The following is a 20,375-nucleotide window of genomic DNA, read 5'->3' on the forward strand; positions in this document are numbered from 1 at the left end:
CAAACATGGGCAAGAATGACGAGCTTAGGACTGGATGAACTACCCGAAAAGCAACTACTTTACCTGTAATAAAAATTGGGAGGGAAAACATGTGCACCTATATATCAATTCCAAAACAGTCAAATGGTACTGTGATTACAGCACGAACGGAGGATTGGCTCATAAAACTTCCTTCAATCGTTAATTTTGTACCTTGTGGTCAGTCGTTCCCAGAAATAAAGGGGTATGTACCACAAATACACTGGGAGAATAAGTACGGATTTATTGGCTCCGGATGTAAGTACGAGAGAATGCCGATAAACTATTTTGACGGCTTGAACGAGGCAGGACTTTCTGCTGCGAGCTTATGGTTGGGGTGTAGTAAGTTTCCGGAGCCGAAACTAGATACGCCCATGCTTTATAACTCTAATTTGTTACCCTATGTGTTAGGAAATTTTAAAAATATCCACGAAGTGGAGGCTGCCCTTACTAAAGTTACCATCATCTCTGTGAATCCCGGTAATCTACAACACTATATTTTTAGTGATACCTCTGGAAAGCATTTAATCGTAGAATTCATAAATGAAAAAATGCGGACCTATACGACTGAAATGGGAGTGTTGACGAATGACCCGCAACTTGATTGGCAGCGCACAAATTTAAGTTTATATGAAAACTTAAGCTTGGAAAATAACCCTAACCTATTCTGTGGAGCGGAACTTTCTGGCAGCGGTCAGCTAGGAATCCCTGGTGACCCGACCCCTCAATCGCGTTTCATCCGGGCAGCGTTTCTGCGACAAACCGCTTTCCAACCCCAAAATACTCAAGAAGCCATCGGCATAGCCCGACAAATTTTGCAAACTCTCGCCATACCCAGCGGTACAGTCCTTAATAACGGTTCCATAACTATATACGATTGGACGCAGTGGAGTGCTTTTCGGGATCACACCAATCGAAGTTACTATTTCAATACAGACTTTAATAGTAAGATATACTGCATCCATCTTAATAAATTAGACTTTGATGTTTCAAAACAAAGGCGAATCAATATTGACCAGCCTGACTGGTACGAGGATATATCTAAAACATTCGAATCTAGCTGATTTGCGGAACTTGCTCTTAGCTTGGATATTATTGCAACTGGATTCATCATGGCAAGACTTATGAGGGACTAACCTGGATTATCCGGTTTGTCCCTCAATCATACGTTGCGATTGACTTGGAAATTAACCTTCAGTTGGTACTTCAAAAGCCTGGGGGAGAAGAATAAAGCTATGATTAACTCAGCCTTGAAAAACAAGGCCCTTCCAGCAAGATTAAACTCTTCGTAAATCTTAAAATTTATAAAGCAGCCTTTGGCTACTCTTTTACTTGTTATCTGTCTTTTTCATTTGTTATTTATCGAATAGAACTAGATCGTTGTACAAGCTTTTATCAGAATATATTTAGCAAAACAATCTTTATTCCCCATCATTATTTATTGCTTCCTTATGTTTGACTTTTCGGGTATAGTCTTTAATCGACTTATGGGGACGAGTACCAGTGTTAAAAAAGACCTGGGTTCGTGGTTTTCGAGTTACTTTGGGTTTCTTTTTCATAGCTCCCTCACCTATTGTTTATTCAGAGTTCAGTGCTCTTTTTGCAGGTTTCCGCTTTTTAGGCTTTGTGAGATTATCCTTAGATGCAAATAAAGCTTTCACAGCCCATTGCGCTAATAGTTCTCTGTTTTCCAGAATATCAACAGGAACCTCATAATATGGCATTACCATTGGCTTGTCATCAAACGGTTTGAATGGTTTCATTCCTGCCATTATATAATCTGACTTATTAGTGTCATCCACTTTAAAATAAAGGATGTCATCGGCAAGTAACCCGAAAATCAAACCGTCGTAGTAAATACACGCTCCGCAAACATCTTTTTGACCGTTACATATCCTAATTTTCCAAGTTGATCAACTACATATTCTTTGAAACTTTCGTTAACTGCCATGATGATCCTCCAGTATTATCGGGCCCTTCCCATGTCATAGTGTAGAAACTAACATAACAACTCCGTTCCCTCGGCCCATCGAATTCACAAAAGTAAATCCCCTGCCAGCGGCCCAAAAGTAATTTTCCGTTATTAATAATTACGGTTTGGGATGATCCAACTGTGCTGGCTTTCAGGTGGGCAGCGGAGTTACCCTCAATGTGACGATCTTTTGGAGTATCCCAGGGGTAAATCTCATCAAGTCTCCGGAGAAAATCCTTTTGTACATCCGGATCGGCATTTTCGTTAATTGTTATTCCAGCAGTAGTGTGGGGACAATAAATTACGGCAAGACCATCCAGGATATTTTGGGTAGTAACAAAGTTTTGTACTTGGACAGTTATATCGATCATTACGTCGTGTTTCTTGGTTTTAATATGCAGCTCATTGATCATTTATGGTTCCCCCGCTACTTACAGATTCATTTCACCCAATACATCTCTAAGCTTCCCCAGTCCCTCTTTGGTAAGAGTCACGCCCTTGCCCATGCTTTAGAGCCATTGGCCAAAATTGAAAATTCAAGTCTCGCTGCTTTAAGATTGCCTTTTGAAAAATTCCCCTTTAGAAAAACCAGAAACATTGGCTGATGGGTTCCGTCAGTCAAATCCGTATTAATACGAATTACTTCCGGATGGCTTTCGCCATAGCGTTTTGAGATTTGTTGAACCAAATTCATCGGTGGGCCTGTGAAGGGCCCTTTATTCTGAGCGTAGGTGGAACAGCCTAAGGTTATAAGTAAAAAGGCAATCATAAGTAAAATTAATAATCTTTTCACTCGCAACACCCGCTTCCACTCAGCTCTACATAATTCCACGCCTAACACTACTCTCCCATCCAACGCATCCCTCAGCTTTCCGGTTCAGTTATCCGATAGGTAGACATCCCATCCTGCGGTGCGGTATTGAAGGAGTTCGGTAGTTTGACTAGGGGCAGGGATTTATGGGGATTTGGGGTTGGGGGTAGCTGGGTGCAATTGACCGGGTGACTAATTAATTAAGCTATCATCCAATGTTTCCCCAGGTTTCCCACAAACCTAGTTCTTTACGAATATGTACAATTTGTCCTATATGATTTGCGTTGTGAATTACCAAGTATGCTAGAGAAGTCCACCACAATTCCTCGTTATCCGGGTTAGTCCGATCATCCAATTTCGCATCATCACAATTAATGATGGCCTCTTCCCATTGAGCAAGTAGATCATCTAACTTAATTTTTAAATCATCCCAGTTCATGGTAATTCCATCAGAATCTATATTCCCAAACGTTTCGGCGTTTGAGATGTTTAGGGGAAGCACAATTTCCTGCTTAAACCGCTGCAAATATCGTTCATTCCAAAATACTAGGTGATTAACAATACCGTAAATCGAATTCCCAGTTTGTCCAACTTGTTTTGCTGCTTGCTCTGCCGTTAGTCCTTGTAAAGCAATGTTCAATGGGGCAAACCATCCATCCTGATTTCGACAAGCTCTCATTTGTGCAAGTAGAACTTCTTTACGTACTGACATGTCTTTACCTCCACCTGATTAATTCATCATCCTACACTTAGAATTTCAGCACAAATCTCATAACTCCCCCCTACGAAAAGAGCCTTTTTTTGAGAAAGAGTGGAGTTGAGCCATGAACAAATACATAACGCTTTTTATGAAATCCAACTTTCAATTATCGGACTTTGAACCCAATTTCCAAGTATGTTATAAAACTTTAGTTTAATTCTTCCACCACTTAGGTACCCAAAATTCCCATTTGGTGGGCTAGCCCATGTATTGTCAAGTGAAACAGTCGCAATTAATATCCCAATGTCAACTTTCGTAAACCGAAGATATAAGTACTCGCCATCTTTTTTAGATTTCTCTTGGATGGCACTTGGAGATAAAACGGTTATATTAATTCCAGGTAGCTGTGAAATCCAATTTGTGTCTATGTTCTCGTTTGACACAACTATATTGTTATTACCTTTGTCAAGCAGTAAATTATAATCCGGTAACTGCTTGTAAACTAACACTGATTCAAGTGTCTTTTTGATTATTGCTTTAGTTGAATGATGTGTCACATTTGGAATAGCAGTTAAAACAACAAAGATCATGATAACTGTCAACAACAGTCCACTAGTTATCTTGACACTACGCTTCATTTGATATCTCCCTGTTTAATTGTTTCTCAGCCCAGTATCCCTTCTTACCAACAACTTTCGATTGACTCCCGCCACTCGACCAGAAGCTAGCTTTTACCAGGCGGCTATTTCTTATTGAGCTTAAGCGGGACGCGATGTAGGTAATTAGATTTTGGATTAGGATCCCATTTGAGAACCCCAACACTGAAGAGATAAAGATCAAACCCTTTCTAGTTGTCTAATAACGATGTCCAACCGTTCTTCTACTGTCTTGTCCCCTTCTATTTTTAAAACTGGACAGGACAATTTAGAAAGCCAAATATCATGTAAAGCCTTACTTCTCATGTTAGTTCCAGCTTCATCGTATTGTGAAGCCCACTCCACAAACTCTTTATGAATTTGATACATTTTCCCATCTTTTTCAATTTCTTTACCATATCTTTGTCTTTCTCTTTCCATTAACCTTTCTATCCGGATCTCTTTCGGTAGTGACAAATAGACTACTAAATCAAAATATGGAATAAAAATATCGCCCCAGCCACATAATGAGCCGGACAAAATCCATCTGGTTGTTTTTTCTAAATCTATTTTTAAAAGTTCTTGACGCTCTTCGACATTTCTTATTTGCGTAAATGGTACTTCTGTAGGAACCCAAAAATAATTATCTGTATCAAAATGAATATAACCTAATTTTTGGGACAAAGCCGCTGCAAGAGTTGTTGTCCCCGAAGCAGATGCTCCTAAAATATGTATTCTTTTAATCATAACTTATATCCCTTTGACTTAATACTTTGTGACCGAAAATAGCGGTGTACCTAATGCCCCCAGGGACATCTTTGGGAACAATTGGTGGAATACTGTCATGTGACGCATCCCTCAGCCTCCAGCTTTCCGGTTCGGTGAGCGCCTTTGGTTAGGTAAGGTCAACCCCGCAGCATTGGCTGTTAGGGTTTATTTATCCACCGTTCCCGTCGGCACTCCCTCAGACGGATCGCTAGCAAACCTTTATTACGCGGCTATTTCTTCTTGAGATTAGCGGGGGGCTGGGGTTGGCGTAAGTAAATAGCTTTCAGCCAAATTGCCGCGTAAAGTGTCTACCGACTGACGGAATTGGCGTCAGGGCCGATTCTAAGCTTCACTAACCGCTCTCCCCCATCGTATTCCTAATTATACCACTGTATCTGTACAAATTGTTGCTAAAAAGATATCAACGTCTCCCGTTTTTGCCTATATAAGTAAAAACCCAGAGCACATTTCGGATTAGGAGAGCAATATCATACAAGATCTTCCTCATTAAAAATGTTATGATTAGATGAAAATAAATAAGAGGAGTTATATAACAAATGGTCAATGAGATCAGAAACATTTGCTATGATACAAATCTAAATATTGAGGCTTACCAATTTAAAGGCATTATGCAGAAATTCCCAAACCACTTTCACGATTATTATGTCCTCGGATTTATCGAATCGGGCAAACGCTATCTAACCTGTAATAATCAGAATTATATTCTTAACGCCGGAAACATTACCATATTCAATCCTCAGGATACTCATACCTGTATACAAGTCGATGGAAAGGCCTTGGATTATAGGTGTATTAATATAGAGCCTAATATAATGCGCCGAACTGTAGAGGAAATCACGGGCAATGGCAGTCTGCCTCACTTTAAGCAGACAGTTCTCTATCACAATGAGATTGCTGCCTCCCTGCGGGAACTCAATCTTATGATCTTCGGGGAAGAAAATGATTTTATTAAGGAAGAGCTGTTTTTATTTCTCTTAGAGCAATTAATCGAAGACTACTCCGATACAATTCCTAAATCGTTCTCGCAAGAATCTACTTCAGAGATAAAAACTGCTTGTGCTTATCTGGAGTCAAACTATTCCAAACCCATCACTCTGGATAAACTAAGCGAATTAACAGGGCTCAGTAAATACCATTTACTCCGTTCTTTTACTCGGCAGAAAGGCATTTCTCCCTACAGTTATCTCGTTACGATCCGTATTAATAACGCAAAAAAGCTTTTAGAACAGGGCATGTCACCCCTAGATGTGGCTTTCCAAACAGGTTTCAGTGACCAGAGTCATTTTTCGAATTTCTTTAAAAAACTTATCGGCTTAACACCAAAGCAGTACCTGAAAATTTTTCAAAACAATCCAAAACCTTTGCTATCCATGGGAGAGGAGATTTGATATGGATAACCGTAAAATTGTTGCCGGACATTTATCAGCACTTGGTACGATTCTTATCTGGGGAGTAACTTTTATATCCACTAAACTATTACTGAAGGACTTTACCCCTATTGAAATATTACTTTTCCGTTTTGTTATCGGCTACATAACTTTATTTCTCGTGTATCCCCATCGCTTGAAAACTAAAGACTTTAAGGAAGAACTTCTTTTTGCAATAGCAGGATTATGTGGTGTCACCTTATATTTTCTTCTGGAAAATATCGCACTTACGTTTACGTTGGCAGCCAATGTGGGCATTATCGTTTCTATTGCACCATTATTCACAGCACTTTTGGCTTACTTTTTCGAGGGTGAAAATCTACGTGCAGAGTTTTTTATAGGCTTTATCGTCGCGATCATCGGGATAGTACTGGTTATGCTCAACGGCAGCTATATTTTAAGGGTAAATCCTATAGGGGATATATTAGCGTCCCTTGCGGCGATTGTTTGGGCAGTTTACTCCGTTTTAATGCGCAGAATCAGCAGATTTAACTATAATACCATTGGCTGTACCCGCAAGGTTTTCTTCTATGGACTACTTTTTATGATTCCGGCTCTTTTCTTTGTACCCTGTCATTTTGATTATTATGCGTTTACAAAAGTACAAAATATGTTCAATCTCTTATTCTTGGGTTTAGGGGCTTCCGCAGTGTGTTTTGTCAGTTGGAATTGGTCTGTTAGTATTTTAGGAGCTGTAAAAACGAGCGTATATATTTATATTGTCCCCGTCATTACCATCGCGGCATCTGCTCTTATCCTTCATGAAATAATTACATGGGTTGCATTTGTGGGAGCGCTCCTTACTTTGGCAGGACTTTATATTTCTGAGAGAAGGACAATTATGCTTGTTAAACAAAGCGATGTAGATGTATAAATGTAGGTTCTTGAAGAAAATGCAAGAGCAGTGCGATATACGCTGGCACCTGCAAGAAGCCGATTGCAAAGTGCAACCGGCTTCTACTATGAAGGTATTATTTGATCCAATCGTAAGACTCCCAATGACAGAAGTAGGAGTGGTTCCAATACCTTGCTTCGGTGGGAGTAGAGTCCCCCCGCCACCTCTCCGATGTTTAGCTTTAACGAGTTTATTTTCAGAGTCCTATAGTTCGACTCCCAACTAATCCATGCTCCAATTTTGCGACAAATATAATCGTATTGTTATCCGACAGCTCATCATTATAAACAAAGCCAAGTCTATTAAACTCTTTGATTTTATCTAAATCCTCAACGGCGTTTTCAGCCATGAAACGCACCATTTCACCGCGGGCCATTTTTACATAAACTCCTTTTTCGATAAGTTTACCGCCGATCAGCTCACCGAATTTGCAGGTAACATAATTAATGTTAGCAGTCAGGTATTTCTCAATGGTTTTGCTGTACTCAGCCGAAGCAAGATTTAAAATCATGGTATCATTCCGGGTTAAGTCCCGATAGATATCGTTTTTCCAGTAGTCGTATAGATTGTTACAGAAGTCAGTTTTCAACTTGGCCTGCATTTCCAATCGATAAGAAACAACACCGTCGAAAGGTTTCAATATCCCATAAAATCCGGACAAAATCCGCAGATGACTTTCAATGTAGTCAAAATAGTCGTACTCAAAAACCTGCGGTGCCATGTACTTGTACTGAATACCATCGTAGGCTAAAATAGCTGGATTTGTGCAGCCGCGCAAATCCATTTTTTGATAGCGGTCATAATTCAGTCTTGCTATCTCATCGTTACAGCAAAGCAGCTTTTTAAGTTCCTCGAATGTAAGGCTTTGCAGATATTCTTTAAGCGTTTGGGTTTTTTCAAGGAATACAGGGGCATTGCGGGGCGAAAGAAAATCGGAGTCCATATTCATTTTCTTGGCCGGTGAGATAATAATTTTCAAGTATTTTCATCCTTTTTAGGCAGTAAACTATTAAGGCTATTCTTCCAGACTCAAGGTTGCGTAGACTGGGATAATTTTTCCTAGCCAAATCAAGCGAAGATACTGCCACGCCTATGTTCATAATTTAAAATAATAATAACAAATAAGTACTCGTGCGGGAAGAATTTATTTGACTGGATACAGATAGAATTATGGTGCCTTTATTCACATCAGACCACTATGCAAAAAATAACATTCAACGCAGCAACTACTTCGAAACTTTAGGATTTCGGGCTAAGGAGCAAGGTGTATTGGCTAGTTTGAATGTAACAGGTCAAAAACAGCCGCTTAAATGTGGTAAATTGATTGTAACATAACTGCTGCACCGAGAAACAGGATCAGTAAAGACGAGACCATTGATAAATTATCAATGACCCGCCCCCTTTCGAGCCGTTTAAATGTACTGCTGGCCTTTACTACTAATAAGCCTATTGTCACCATGGTAAGAGCACTTCCGATGGAGAAAGCGGCGACTAGACCTAATCCTAAAGGAATTCGATCCGCCGAAACAGCTGCCAGCAGAATAGCCAGAGCGCTGGGACACGGGACCAGTCCAATAAAAAACCCCATCAAGAAGAGGTTTCGTAAGGAAGCCCTCTTTTTTAATGATATAGGCTCATCATGGTTACAATCTTTCTGATAGTGGTGGCCGATATGATGATGGCAACAACCATTGTTGGTGTCGTTGTTCGGAAAGAATCGCTTAACGATCATATCTAAACCGATGTAGATTACAACAACTCCTGAAAGTAATTGGATCCAATACGTCAGATTTTGCGGCATAATAACTTTTAAAGCGGAGGAGGTGGATATGACTAATAAAACAATGGATAGGGTATGAGCCATCGCAGAAATCAAACCTATCATTACAGCATCCTTAACCTTTGCCCCGGTTGTAACGAGATAAGCAGTTATTATTCCCTTTCCATGTCCCGGTTCTAATGAATGGAGTGCCCCTAAACCTAAAACGATTGGAAATGTATAACTCAAATCCATACTATCTCCCCTTGTCCAATTATTCCTGTTCAATAGTATGCCGGCTAGCTCTAAAACTTACCAATAACATTAAATCAAAAGGATAATAATCGTTCTAAACGGCCATTTGCTTCCCCGCCATTAGCTCAAGTGGTACCGGAAATGTAATAATGAATTTTGTTCCTTGTAAGCCGGAATCAATATCTATTTTCGCTTGATGATTTTGGGCTATTTTGAAACATGTTGCTAATCCAAGGCCGGTCCCATAATCCTTTGTAGTAAAGAACGGAGTTCCTAGCTTAGCTAAGTCTTCATCCGAAATTCCGCATCCCTCATCTTCTATCGTAAGGACAACATGACCCGTTTCTGAAAACGTTGTAATCCTCAGACGACCGCGCTCTTTCATCGCCTCAAGCCCATTGCGAGTTAGATTTAGCACCAATTGTGTTATTTCCTTCTTATTAATTAAGATATCCGGGATGGTTCCGGGAACAAATTCGATCTGCTTATTTTGATTAAACGTATCGGCTTCTAGTAAAGGGTACAAATTGTTTAAGATACCGTTTAGATTTTGGAGTTCAAGTTCCGCTTTTTTCGTTCTGGCAAGTGATAGAAACTCTGAGATTATTGAATTAGCTCGATCGAGTTCAGAAATCATCAGTTCAAAAATTGATTTTTGAGAACTATACTCTGGTTTTACCCCTAATAGCTGCAGATAACCTCGTACTGTTGTCATAGGGTTTCTTATTTCATGACCAATTCCGGCAGCCATTTGAGCCACAAGATTTAAACGATCTAAATGAAATATTTCAGCTTGTAATCGTTTTAATTCTGTAATATCCGATGTGGAAAATATGATGTATTCTTCACCATTGAATTTTACAGATTCCCCTGAAACGAGAATTGAACCTTTAAGGCCATCTTTTCTAGCCATTTTTGTTTCGTAATTTGTAATATAACCCCTATTCTTGAGGAGATCCAGAAGGTCGTTGTATTCTTTTGGGGGAAAGCCCAAGTCTATTAGTGTTTTCCCTATTACTTCTTCAAGCAAGAATCCTCTCTTGCTTAAAAATTGATCATTAACATCTATTAAGCTATTGTCTGATTTTCTAACAATCGAAATCATACTTGGGCTCGACTTAAAAACTTTGAGTAAACGCTCCTCAGATGTTTTCAGCGATTCCTGCAAACGCTTTTGTTCGGTTATATCGGTAAAAGAACATAAAAGGCATTCTTTGTGATTAAAGTTAATCGTTCCAATAGATATTTGAACCGTAATATTTACCTTTGAGTTAAGGGTTACTTCTGAATTCTTTGATTCTAATAATCCGTAATTAGTTTCCTGAATAAATTTAATCACTTTATGCCATTCTTGTTTGGAAAATCCTATCTCTAAAGGTGTCTTTCCAATAATGTCTCCCAGAGAAATTTTTAAATTGTTCCTAAAAGATTCATTAACTTCTAAAAACACATAGGTTGATTTCTCTAAAATTGCAAGTCCTACGGGGGCAAACTGGAATACTTTGTCAAAGTTGTGTTTTGATATAATTTCACGAATGAAGGGTTTTTTTACATTATTGACGAGGATGCTTCTTAACAAAAAGCTATAACCAATAACCTTAAAGACATGTCCAATAAAGGTATCGATATCATATACGTTTTTGTAAAACGTAAAGACAATTTCACTTAACAACATTAAAAACAAGGCATAAATCAAATAGTTTCTTTCTTCCCTATCATTTAAAGACTTAGTTGACAACAAAAAAATGGCTGCTATATCCAGGGAACAGATAATGTATTCTACTATAACTTTTAATCCCGTTACACCGCCAGCTTTATTCAACATCGGCGGTAATAGATAGCCCAATTTTACGACAATAAAACATACTGTTATCAAATATGTTAAGCCAAAAGTTAAAATTACTTTTTTTCTAGGGATACGATTTAAACTGTATAATACTAATCCTATAGCCTCCGTGATTCTGGCTATTAACCAAAAGTATGTTGCCCTTTCCCCTGTTATCGATAAACCAAAAAACGGCATCCCTTTATATGACAAGGTATGCATCATATCAAAAAATCCTACCAATAAAAAGAGTATACCAAGAAATAGTCGTCTATCAGATTTTGTGTAGGGATACAAAATAATACATTGAAGTGATATGGTAAGCGAAACAACAATACTAAATGTTTCAATAATAGTATGTATAGCAAGGTAATAGCTCGGCTGAATTACTATATAAACCGAACTACTCAGCAATCTGCTTATTATTAAAAGAAATACAGCTGATAAAACTACCAGACTATTTTTGAAAGTGCTGCTAAAATGCAAACGATTTCCCTGCCTTCCTTATGTACTGCTGCTGTCTTCATATTTTAACTGATTATTTTGACAAAGACTCCTTCATTATAAAATATATTCACTGAAAAAGAACGAAAAACTTGTCATAATTAAGCTTAGACATTTAAAGTTGAACGAAATACCAGCGAATCGACTACTATTAGATGATCTGATCTTCATATCATTAATCTTGATAACTTCTTGAAATCAAGCTGACAAAATATCACAAACTTTATTGTATTCTAATTGCAGAGGATTCATAAAGATAGAGATAAAAAAAGAAAAGACATGAAGAAGACTAAAAGCCGCCCTTGCTGTGGGGCGGCTTTTAACATGTCAGCAAAAGAATCGAAGAGTAACATGTGAGTTCTAATTATTCTTTTGACAAATTTATTTTGTGTATTGCCTTGGTAATCCAGGTATTATTTGCAAAATCCCTTCCTTGAATGACGACCTGATCTTTATAAACTGTTACCTGAAGGCCTTGACTCTCCTTGGATTCTTTCACACCGTTATGATCTACTGGCATTTCTACTGAGGAATCATTCACAACGTTAAACGGTCCCTGCATAATTTCCCGCCCCTGTCCCAAGAGCCAATGGGTGTGACCGCTAAATACGATGACTTCCGGATAGTTACTTAATAACGTTCTGAGTTGATCCTCCTGTAGTACGTAATTATGTATCGAGCGATACTCTTTACTCGAAGTCGTAGTGGGAAAGGGTTGATGTAAGAAAACAAAGATTGGCTTATGGGGGACATAGTTTTCCTTAAGCTTTTTCTGAAACCAAGCTATTTGTGTCGTTGATAGATAAGTCTTATCCCGGTATCTTTTGCCACTTAATGCCGACTTCTCTGAACCAAGAAAAATAAAATGATACCCGGAAATATACTTGTCATAATATACGGTTGATTGTCCTGTATAACTTAAAAATCTGTTGATTGCAGTTTGGTCTGATTCATTATTCGGAAAGGTTTTAGGACTCCAACGTTTGGTTTTCGGATTTACATAAGCTTGATAAAATTCGTGATTCCCAATTGTATAGAATATTTTCAGGTTATTGGCCTGTGAACCTATAAGTTTTCGGAGGGCAGCATAATCGGACGAACTTCCATTTCCTAAATCACCATTAATAATTAAAGTATGAATATTGAGGTGTTCTTTTACATCACTCAGCATTTTTAAGAACTTCAACTTCGCCATTTTATTCTTGGCTTGGACATGAATATCACTAACAACTCCAAACGTCAAAATTGGTTTATCCTTTGCGGTTAAACCAGAAGCCTCGACTTGGGGAACAAATAACTTGGGCTTTAAAGAAATCCTTTGGTAACGTATACTTGAGGCTTTTAAGAAAAATATAAGGGAACTAAATATTAGCAGTACTAATAAAACAACTTCTAGATTTTTTCGTTTTATGAACACCATTTATCCTCCGGGCTTAAATCTATAATTGTTAGTCTGGCATATTAACTATGTTTTATAACCGTCAATGAAATGAAAATAAAAAAGCAGCCATCTCCTTGGTTTATAATACAAGGGATGGCTTATTTTCAGACCTTTTGTCCTAGATTTACTTGAGATCTTGGATTACCTTGATTACCCTTCCACCGAATTAACGTTGTATTATTTATAGTGCTAATTACCGATGTTGAGAATGACTGCCCATCCGCCCCCAATATAGAAGGAGCAATCATTAAATATCCACTTTGTGATACCATAGCAACTGGCTCAACATGACCTGCGGAGTACAATGATTGACCATTGACTGTTGCAGACTGATACGATACAGTACCCATATTTGCCAAAGGGTACAATTGATCATTCTCATTTGAAGGATCTTCGCTAATCCATTCGGCTGATGTTTCTATTCCCTGTATATATGATGGAGCAAGTGTTACTGAAGGAATTGTTCCAGTTTGGGATTTACCGTTTACTGTAAACGTTAAATCCCAAACTGAGCTTGAATCAGCCGATTGAGAAATATTGGCCTTTATAGTAGAACCAATGGGGACAGTCATTACAATTTGAGCAGGTGCAGGCAACTGCTCCCAAAACACTTCTGCTACAGCTTGCCCATTGATTATTTCTTCCATCGTTCCCATCTGTAAAAGGTCTGATGAATTTACTCCACCCAAACCAATCCACTGTGCAGAAGATGCATCTTGTTGACTCTCGGAGATATTAGGCACTGTCCAACTGCCTGATATACTGGTATAGCTGCTGCCGACATAAGGCGTATCAATGTATCCCGCCCAATTACCGGATTTTTGCGTATTGGCTGGAAGATTTGTCGAAGTCACTGGCGTACCCCCTACTGATGGGTCTGAAGAGCTAGTTGATATTACATTTAGAGCATTTGCAGAAACTACTGCTGGGCCGCCCAAAGCAGTTACAACACTTGTCGAGGTCAGTTTGCTATGGACATAAATTCCGGCTTTAACCTTAGTTCCATCTGTTAAAACGATTGGCGCCTTCATACCAGCTGCCAAGGGTACGCCCGCTAATCCGTCAACAAGAGTTCGGCCGTTAGCAACAAAGATATTGGCATAATTGATATCAGCATCAAAACCTTGAAGCACTGAAAGATTAGTGTCATAGGCATCATATCCGGCATAACGAACAGAGCTGGCGGAGAATTGGGCCATTTCGGCGTTACTAATAATCGCAGTTCCACCGATTATATAATAGTTTTTCACACTGGTAATTCCCGTTAAATAGGTTCTAATACTGGTTGGCAGTGAATCTGCATTATCCGTATAAAGAATTGGCATCTTTTTTGCTCCTGCAATGGATGCTACTGATATGGCGTCAGCCCCTGAACCACCAGTTAAGACGAATCCATTAATCGAAATTGATTTGGCCATTTCTTTGGCAATATTGACAGATGTTTCCGAAGCATCGTACCCGCCTAAAGGTACAACCGAAATATTCAATGCTTTAAGCGCATCTAAAACAGGTTGTTGGATTACTGCAATTCCACTCGTCACGTAAACCTTTGTAACATGTAGTTTTGTCAACTCATTGGCTGCAACAGAGGTTAGAGTATTACCCTGTGTTAAAATAATAGGGATATTTAAAGCTGAAGCTAAAGATCCGGCGGAAAGGGCGTCTACTAAGGTTGGCCCGGTCATACCTGCCGCTAATACAGCAGTACTCGAACCTGAAATTCCCCAACCTTGATCGGCGATTTGGGCCGCAGTATCATATTGGGTAGACCCAGAAATTCTAGTTGGAAAAGCCGAGTCTGCTAATACTGTTTGCGGAAACATATTAAAGGCAATTATAATCAAAGCAAAAAAAGTAACTAACTTTGTTAACTTTTTCATTTTTAAATCCTCTCTTTTGATTTCCGTTTATTATTCAGATAACAATCGAAATGAGAAATTAATTATAAAACAATAGTTTGAAATTTTCATTAAGAATTTATGGTAAAACAGTAAAAAGAAATTGAAATTTTTTGGCCTTTAAATTCCAAAAACAAAAAAGCACCTGAATTAAACGCAAAATTCAAGGTGCAAAACTTCAACATCACTTGGTGCTTTGTTTTGAGCCGCTCCCTATCAAACAAAATCAAAGTACTAATAAGATAGATGGTTAATAATCAAGTTTTAGTGATTTACCACCAAAAGCCTCCCCAAAACGGTCGGAATCCAAATCCGAAGCCCCAACCCCATGGTCCAAAACCGAATATTTTATCACTTCTAATTATAACATTTCCATAATATGGGATTAAAACTTGTCTGGTGCAGGTCGTGAAAAAGCTTCCTTACAGGTAATGATCTTGTTCTTAACCAGTAAGGAAGCTTTTTATCATCATTGAGGAAGGCTCTTGTGAATTTCTTTTATGAAGGTGGCAGCAAAATTTCGACTCTCGTTCCTCTCTCACTTCGATTGGAAACGAATATCTTCCCGCTGTGTTGATCAAGAATGCGATGTACTACCGATAAGCCTAATCCAGTTCCCTTCTCCTTAGTCGTAAAAAAGGGGTCATAGATGTAAGGCAAAATATCGGGCGGAATCCCTCGCCCTTTGTCACTAACGGCAAATCCAACAAAGTCTTCTTGTTGTATCCCCTCCAAAAGAATCCTCCCGCCTTCTCCTTGGGCATCTATGGCATTGAGTAAGATATTTAAAATCACTTGTTTAATCTGATCAGAGTCTACTTCAACCACACAGTCATCAACTTGTCCTCGGGTTTGAGATAATTCAATCTGATGCTGCCGCAGAGCAGGTTGAATCAACGACACGCCTTCCTCCAAGAGTTTCCCTAACTTAATTTTTTCCCGGACTAATTCTTTAGGACGAGCAAAACTTAAAAACTCACTAACTAACCGATTTAAACGTTCACACTCTTCTAGAAGCACACGACAATATTCTAGTACTTCCCTATCATCTCGCTTGTCTTGGGCCAGGAGCTGAATACTTACTTTCATGATCCCCAGAGGATTGCGTATTTCATGCGCCAGTCCAGCGCTCAGATGCCCAAGCGCAGTTAACCGTTCAGTTTGCCGGATCTCCCTCTGCAAGCGTTCGCGTTCTATACTTTCTCGTTTTAATTTTTCGACTAACTCTTTTTGAATTTGAAGGGCGAGTTGATGCTTACGTGACGCTTTCCGCTCCTGTTCAATTAGAAAACCGGTTAACCAACCGATACCATTAATTAGGCCAATTTCCACCCATTGAGTCAACATAGCAGATGAAGCCATTGCCATTGTGTTAAAATAAGTCATAAACGGCAGAATCAGAAGAGTTATCGATAACCCGGATATAATTCCGCCGACTAAACCGAAACGCATAGCTGCGTAAATTACAGGGAGATAATAGGCAAATTGTAACATGATGTGGTAATTCATGGTGTAATGGTAAGTCGTATAGTGAATAACCGTTAAAATGATAATTACGACGCTTATGATCAGTAAATCGAAATAGACTCGATGACGATTTTTGAGATCGAGTTTATAGCTTTGCAACAAAAGCGCTCCTCTCAAGGTTCGGCATTCTTAACGCAGATTTAACCCGTATTTTTCCAAACGGTACAAGAAAGCATAGCGGGAAAGTCCCAGTTTCTTGGCAGCCTGGCTTTGATTTCCATTTGTTTGTTCCAGGGCTTGACGTATAAAGGACTTTTCAATCTCTTCCAGAGATATACCCTCAGATGGGAGTATAAAGGGATCAGAACTCTTCTCTAATGGACTGGACGTATTAAAGGCAGGCACCCCATCCAGGCCAATTACAGCTTCCTGTGAAATAATAACCATTCGTTCAATGACATTTTCAAGTTCGCGCACATTTCCCGGCCAATTATAAGCGATTAATTGATCAAGAACTCCCGGTCCAAGAATCTTTTTTTTGCCATAAACTCTGAGTTTGTCTAAAAAATGTTCCACTAGGACGGAGATATCCTCACGGCGTTCTCTCAGGGGAGGAACAACGATTGGAAAGACATTCAAGCGATAATATAAATCTTCGCGAAACCGTCCTTCTTGCGCCTCTCTTAACAAATTACGATTCGTGGCAGCGATAATCCTTACGTCAACCTGAATGGTTTTTTCACCGCCTACTCGTTCAAATGTCCGTTCCTGAAGTACCCGCAATAGCTTTGCTTGAACATTAAACGACAGCTCCCCGATCTCATCCAAAAATAGCGTTCCGCCGTCTGCTAATTCAAAGCGCCCGGTTCTGCGTGTATGGGCTCCAGTAAAAGCACCTTTCTCGTGACCAAATAATTCACTTTCCAATAAAGTTTCTGTCAATGCCGCACAATTGACTCGGATAAACGGACCATCAGCCCTGGAGCTTAAGGTATGAATAGCATGGGCGACCAATTCTTTCCCCGTACCGGACTCACCTTGAATAAGAACCGTTGCTGGTGTTGGAGCAACCCTTTCCACCAGGATTTTTAACGTTCGCAGCTTGTCGCTGTTTCCGACCAATTGCCAGCGATTAGGCTGAACCTCCCCCTTTAGGTAGTCCACCTGCTCGCGCAAACTTTCTACCTCTAAGGCCTTTGCAAGGGTAATGAGAAGTTCATCGATCTCAAAAGGTTTCATTAGATAGTCATGGGCCCCTGCCTTCATCGCCTCAACCGCTGTTTCCGTACTCCCATGCGCCGTCATCATGACAATGAGTAAATCAGGATAATGTTCTTTTAACGTTCGCAGCACACTTAACCCATCAACTTTTGGCATCTTTAAATCAACAAGAACAAGGTCCGGCCGCTCTGACAGTGCCCGATCTATGGCTAACTGCCCATCTTCTGCTGTTTCAACATCATACCCTGCTTTTACTAAGGCTCGTTCTAAAACCCAGCGCATATTTACTTCATCATCGGCAACTAATATCCGCCGCACAATGTCATCCCCTTAGGCCTGTACTTAGAATGGTGTGGGAAAAGGCGCAGTAAACTGTGTCTTTTCCCACACCTGTTTTGTACTTCATTATTTTTATAAACCTGATAGTTTCTTAGAGAAATGGCTGTTAGATGGCCAGGATGTTCGAAAACACTGATATAAATCGACAAACTTCAATAATCATAGTGCTATTACAGCATAATTTGATAGAAAGTGCAACTTGGCATGGCTTTTGCAATTATAGTTCCTGTCAAAATTTTAAAGGAGCGTGCTTTATGATTCATTCAAGAAAACCTCTTATGAAAATCCTTCTTACCTTATCCTTTTTACTCTTGACTCTTATGTTTGCAGCCAATGCTTACGCTGCAGCTCAACTGGAGCAAGACGCCGGACCTTACCATGTTATTCTGCAAATGAATCCAGAAACTCCTACGGTTAACCAATCCGGAACGATGACCATTATCGTTAAGAATAAGGCAACCGGACAGCCCGTAACCGAAGCAAAAGTTACAATGAGCAACCCCACCATGATGGGCTCTAACTCCAATGATGGCGGAAATATGGCAGGCATGAACATGTCATCGAGCATGGATAACCAAAGCGGAATGGCCATGCAGGAACAATCTTCCATGGGGTCGATGTCCATGGAGCCTGGTTCCTATATGATGGAGAACATGACCTTTAACCAGCCTGGACAATGGAGCCAAGCTATTACTATATCTTCATCATTAGGTCAAAGTACCGTCAATTTTCCAATAACTGTAGGTAAATCCGGACCCAATTATGTGCTCATCGGCAGTGTTGCCGGCGTCGTCATCATTGCCGGCGTTATTGCTGCCGTTTTAAAACGGAAGAAATATTAAGAAAGTCGAGGCGTGGAAATGTCTTCAACAAATTCCCTCCACAAGCAACCCGCTAAACAACCGACGAATCTCCTTAACATTCGCTGGCTTAAACGATTTCTCACGAGCTACTTTTATCCTCGGATTTTCCAATGGATTACGGTGATCGTTTTTGCTGTGATTATGTTTGAGACCCTCGCAGGACCTTCGGCTGTTGACAATAATTTTGGTTCTGCTGCAACCTGGGTTCTTTGGTGGCCGTTAATCCCTTTTTTCTTTTTCCTCCTGGGACGCTTCTGGTGCGGAATTTGCCCGTTCGCCTGGGTGAGTGATTTAACACAAAAGCTTTTCGGGGCCAATCTCAAAGTTCCCAATTTTATTAAGAAAAATGGCCTTTGGATCATTGATATTACCTTTATTTTAATCACTTGGTCCGATCATATTTGGGGGATTGTGGAATCTCCGCGAGGATCCGGAACTCTCTTATTGCTCATCTTAGGCGGAGTAATGGTAAGTGCCTTACTTTTTGAACGCCGCACTTGGTGCCGTTATCTCTGTTTTCTCGGCAGTTTATCCGGCAACTATTCTCGAGCAGGTATGTTAGAACTGCGCGCTGATAAGAATGTTTGTAAAACTTGTAAAACACGTGATTGTTACAAAGGTGGGGCTAACGCACCAGGATGTCCGATGTTTGAATTTCCGATGGCTATGGAAAACAACGCCAATTGTAATCTCTGCGGCAGCTGTATCAAGAATTGCCCTCACGATTCAATTCGCTTAACCCCCCGTAAACCAACCAGTGAGTTCTGGTCGATGACCCGGGCTCGTTTCGAAGAATCCTTCTTAGCCATTGTTATCGTGGGAATTGTTTTCGTACAAAATGTTACCATGTTGGACTTTTACCCTGCTTTCCTCAAGTGGGTAGAAAAGACCTTAGGTATTGCTAATCAAGATGTTGCCTTCACACTGCTCTTTATCTTAGCCATGGCCACTCCTGTGTTACTTCTTTTCTCAGCAACAGCTCTTTCCAAACGCTTCACAGGTGAAACACTGCGTACTGCCTTTGCCCGCTTCGGTTACGCCGTCATTCCCCTAGACCTTGCCTCTCATATGGCCCATAACCTATTCCACCTGCTGGCGGAAGGGAAAGCAACCTACTATACCTTCATGGGACTCTTTGGGGTGCATCTCGAAGGTTCAACCTCATTCGTTCCTGACCCGATCATTCAAGTAATGCAGTATTTCTTAGTCATCTCCGGAACACTTGGCTCCATGTATACGGCCTATCGTATCGCCAAAAGGAATTACGGCTTGGGCAAAGCCCTTTCCGTCTCTATCCCTTATCTTGTTGTCATCCTGCTCTTCGGTGTCTTAAACTATTTAACCTTTACCGTACGGATGGCAATGCGGATGTAACTTCAGTTAATAGCTCATTTCAAGTTTGATTATTTTGATTATTATATAGAAGGAAGATTTTAAGATGCCAGGACGTTTATTTAAAACATCCTGGCATTCCTGTTTTAACGACGAAGAAACGGGCTTCTCGATCCCGAAATTATAAAATTAAGTCAGGATTTGGATATATCTATAAATCAGTT

18 protein-coding genes and 1 pseudogene are annotated in these 20,375 nt (G+C 39.9%); 5 read left to right on the top strand and 14 right to left on the bottom strand.

Annotation, left to right across the window (positions count from 1 at the left end; all coding sequences use genetic code 11):
- The first annotated feature begins 89 nt into the window (after positions 1 to 89).
- Positions 90 to 1,082 carry a linear amide C-N hydrolase gene (locus B5Y67_RS08375; protein ID WP_088226002.1) on the top strand — a complete coding sequence of 331 codons (993 nt, stop codon included), beginning with the start codon at positions 90 to 92 and terminating at the stop codon, positions 1,080 to 1,082.
- Between the two features lie 357 nt (positions 1,083 to 1,439).
- Here B5Y67_RS08375 and B5Y67_RS25280 read toward each other — a convergent pair whose 3' ends face one another.
- The 7 genes and pseudogenes from B5Y67_RS25280 to B5Y67_RS08405 all read right to left on the bottom strand — a co-directional run bounded on the left by B5Y67_RS25280 (position 1,440) and on the right by B5Y67_RS08405 (position 4,883).
- Positions 1,440 to 1,577, bottom strand: a complete 138-nt coding sequence (locus tag B5Y67_RS25280) for a hypothetical protein (RefSeq protein ID WP_170932635.1) — start codon at positions 1,575 to 1,577, stop codon at positions 1,440 to 1,442.
- Between the two features lie 18 nt (positions 1,578 to 1,595).
- Positions 1,596 to 1,862, bottom strand: a complete 267-nt coding sequence (locus B5Y67_RS08380) for a TfoX/Sxy family protein (RefSeq protein WP_242975908.1) — start codon at positions 1,860 to 1,862, stop codon at positions 1,596 to 1,598.
- Between the two features lie 157 nt (positions 1,863 to 2,019).
- Positions 2,020 to 2,403 (bottom strand): annotated as a pseudogene (locus B5Y67_RS08385) (secondary thiamine-phosphate synthase enzyme YjbQ); the annotation flags it as partial.
- Between the two features lie 77 nt (positions 2,404 to 2,480).
- Complete coding sequence (locus B5Y67_RS08390) at positions 2,481 to 2,783, bottom strand: hypothetical protein (RefSeq protein WP_140419075.1); 303 nt, start codon at positions 2,781 to 2,783, stop codon at positions 2,481 to 2,483.
- A 226-nt stretch (positions 2,784 to 3,009) separates the two neighbouring features.
- The gene (locus B5Y67_RS08395; RefSeq protein ID WP_088226005.1) at positions 3,010 to 3,513 is read right to left on the bottom strand and encodes a DinB family protein; all 504 of its coding nucleotides are present in this window, start codon (positions 3,511 to 3,513) and stop codon (positions 3,010 to 3,012) included.
- Positions 3,514 to 3,647: 134 nt separating this feature from the next.
- Complete coding sequence (locus B5Y67_RS08400) at positions 3,648 to 4,139, bottom strand: hypothetical protein (RefSeq protein WP_088226006.1); 492 nt, start codon at positions 4,137 to 4,139, stop codon at positions 3,648 to 3,650.
- A 198-nt stretch (positions 4,140 to 4,337) separates the two neighbouring features.
- Positions 4,338 to 4,883, bottom strand: a complete 546-nt coding sequence (locus B5Y67_RS08405) for an AAA family ATPase (protein ID WP_088226007.1) — start codon at positions 4,881 to 4,883, stop codon at positions 4,338 to 4,340.
- A gap of 578 nt (positions 4,884 to 5,461) precedes the next feature.
- Here B5Y67_RS08405 and B5Y67_RS08410 point away from each other — a divergent pair.
- Together B5Y67_RS08410 and B5Y67_RS08415 are read left to right on the top strand one after the other, a co-directional pair.
- Complete coding sequence (locus B5Y67_RS08410) at positions 5,462 to 6,313, top strand: AraC family transcriptional regulator (RefSeq protein ID WP_088226008.1); 852 nt, start codon at positions 5,462 to 5,464, stop codon at positions 6,311 to 6,313.
- 1 nt (position 6,314) lies between these two features.
- Complete coding sequence (locus B5Y67_RS08415; RefSeq protein ID WP_088226009.1) at positions 6,315 to 7,226, top strand: DMT family transporter; 912 nt, start codon at positions 6,315 to 6,317, stop codon at positions 7,224 to 7,226.
- Between the two features lie 217 nt (positions 7,227 to 7,443).
- Here the strand turns inward: B5Y67_RS08415 and yaaA are convergent, their stop codons facing one another.
- The 7 genes from yaaA to B5Y67_RS08450 form a co-directional block, all read right to left on the bottom strand.
- The gene (gene yaaA, locus B5Y67_RS08420) at positions 7,444 to 8,226 is read right to left on the bottom strand and encodes a peroxide stress protein YaaA (RefSeq protein ID WP_088226010.1); all 783 of its coding nucleotides are present in this window, start codon (positions 8,224 to 8,226) and stop codon (positions 7,444 to 7,446) included.
- Positions 8,227 to 8,553: 327 nt separating this feature from the next.
- Positions 8,554 to 9,261, bottom strand: coding sequence for a sulfite exporter TauE/SafE family protein (locus tag B5Y67_RS08425; RefSeq protein ID WP_088226011.1), 708 nt, complete (start codon positions 9,259 to 9,261; stop codon positions 8,554 to 8,556).
- A gap of 94 nt (positions 9,262 to 9,355) precedes the next feature.
- Positions 9,356 to 11,572, bottom strand: a complete 2,217-nt coding sequence (locus B5Y67_RS08430; RefSeq protein ID WP_088226012.1) for an MASE3 domain-containing protein — start codon at positions 11,570 to 11,572, stop codon at positions 9,356 to 9,358.
- A gap of 382 nt (positions 11,573 to 11,954) precedes the next feature.
- On the bottom strand, positions 11,955 to 13,007 hold the full coding sequence (locus B5Y67_RS08435; protein WP_170932636.1) for a metallophosphoesterase: 1,053 nt from the start codon (positions 13,005 to 13,007) through the stop codon (positions 11,955 to 11,957).
- A gap of 128 nt (positions 13,008 to 13,135) precedes the next feature.
- Complete coding sequence (locus tag B5Y67_RS08440; protein ID WP_088226014.1) at positions 13,136 to 14,911, bottom strand: G1 family glutamic endopeptidase; 1,776 nt, start codon at positions 14,909 to 14,911, stop codon at positions 13,136 to 13,138.
- Between the two features lie 516 nt (positions 14,912 to 15,427).
- A complete protein-coding gene (locus B5Y67_RS08445; RefSeq protein ID WP_088226041.1) occupies positions 15,428 to 16,555 on the bottom strand; it encodes an ATP-binding protein in 1,128 nt (375 codons plus the stop codon).
- A gap of 30 nt (positions 16,556 to 16,585) precedes the next feature.
- On the bottom strand, positions 16,586 to 17,935 hold the full coding sequence (locus B5Y67_RS08450; RefSeq protein ID WP_088226015.1) for a sigma-54 dependent transcriptional regulator: 1,350 nt from the start codon (positions 17,933 to 17,935) through the stop codon (positions 16,586 to 16,588).
- A 275-nt stretch (positions 17,936 to 18,210) separates the two neighbouring features.
- Here B5Y67_RS08450 and B5Y67_RS08455 point away from each other — a divergent pair, with 275 nt between their 5' ends.
- On the top strand, positions 18,211 to 18,798 hold the full coding sequence (locus B5Y67_RS08455) for a hypothetical protein (RefSeq protein WP_088226016.1): 588 nt from the start codon (positions 18,211 to 18,213) through the stop codon (positions 18,796 to 18,798).
- Between the two features lie 18 nt (positions 18,799 to 18,816).
- On the top strand, positions 18,817 to 20,193 hold the full coding sequence (locus B5Y67_RS08460) for a 4Fe-4S binding protein (protein ID WP_088226017.1): 1,377 nt from the start codon (positions 18,817 to 18,819) through the stop codon (positions 20,191 to 20,193).
- Positions 20,194 to 20,375: the final 182 nt, after the last annotated feature.

The sequence above is a fragment of the Desulfosporosinus sp. FKB genome (assembly GCF_002196705.1).
In the GTDB taxonomy this organism is placed as follows: domain Bacteria; phylum Bacillota; class Desulfitobacteriia; order Desulfitobacteriales; family Desulfitobacteriaceae; genus Desulfosporosinus.

What these genes read in the sequence shown, in the direction of transcription:
- B5Y67_RS08375 (WP_088226002.1), top strand. Translation starts at nt 90, where the DNA reads ATGTGCACCTATATATCAATTCCAAAACAGTCAAATGGTACTGTGATT.
- B5Y67_RS25280 (WP_170932635.1), bottom strand. Translation starts at nt 1,577, where the DNA reads ATGAAAAAGAAACCCAAAGTAACTCGAAAACCACGAACCCAGGTCTTT.
- B5Y67_RS08395 (WP_088226005.1), bottom strand. Translation starts at nt 3,513, where the DNA reads ATGTCAGTACGTAAAGAAGTTCTACTTGCACAAATGAGAGCTTGTCGA.
- B5Y67_RS08400 (WP_088226006.1), bottom strand. Translation starts at nt 4,139, where the DNA reads ATGAAGCGTAGTGTCAAGATAACTAGTGGACTGTTGTTGACAGTTATC.
- B5Y67_RS08405 (WP_088226007.1), bottom strand. Translation starts at nt 4,883, where the DNA reads ATGATTAAAAGAATACATATTTTAGGAGCATCTGCTTCGGGGACAACA.
- B5Y67_RS08410 (WP_088226008.1), top strand. Translation starts at nt 5,462, where the DNA reads ATGGTCAATGAGATCAGAAACATTTGCTATGATACAAATCTAAATATT.
- B5Y67_RS08415 (WP_088226009.1), top strand. Translation starts at nt 6,315, where the DNA reads ATGGATAACCGTAAAATTGTTGCCGGACATTTATCAGCACTTGGTACG.
- B5Y67_RS08425 (WP_088226011.1), bottom strand. Translation starts at nt 9,261, where the DNA reads ATGGATTTGAGTTATACATTTCCAATCGTTTTAGGTTTAGGGGCACTC.
- B5Y67_RS08440 (WP_088226014.1), bottom strand. Translation starts at nt 14,911, where the DNA reads ATGAAAAAGTTAACAAAGTTAGTTACTTTTTTTGCTTTGATTATAATT.
- B5Y67_RS08455 (WP_088226016.1), top strand. Translation starts at nt 18,211, where the DNA reads ATGATTCATTCAAGAAAACCTCTTATGAAAATCCTTCTTACCTTATCC.
- B5Y67_RS08460 (WP_088226017.1), top strand. Translation starts at nt 18,817, where the DNA reads ATGTCTTCAACAAATTCCCTCCACAAGCAACCCGCTAAACAACCGACG.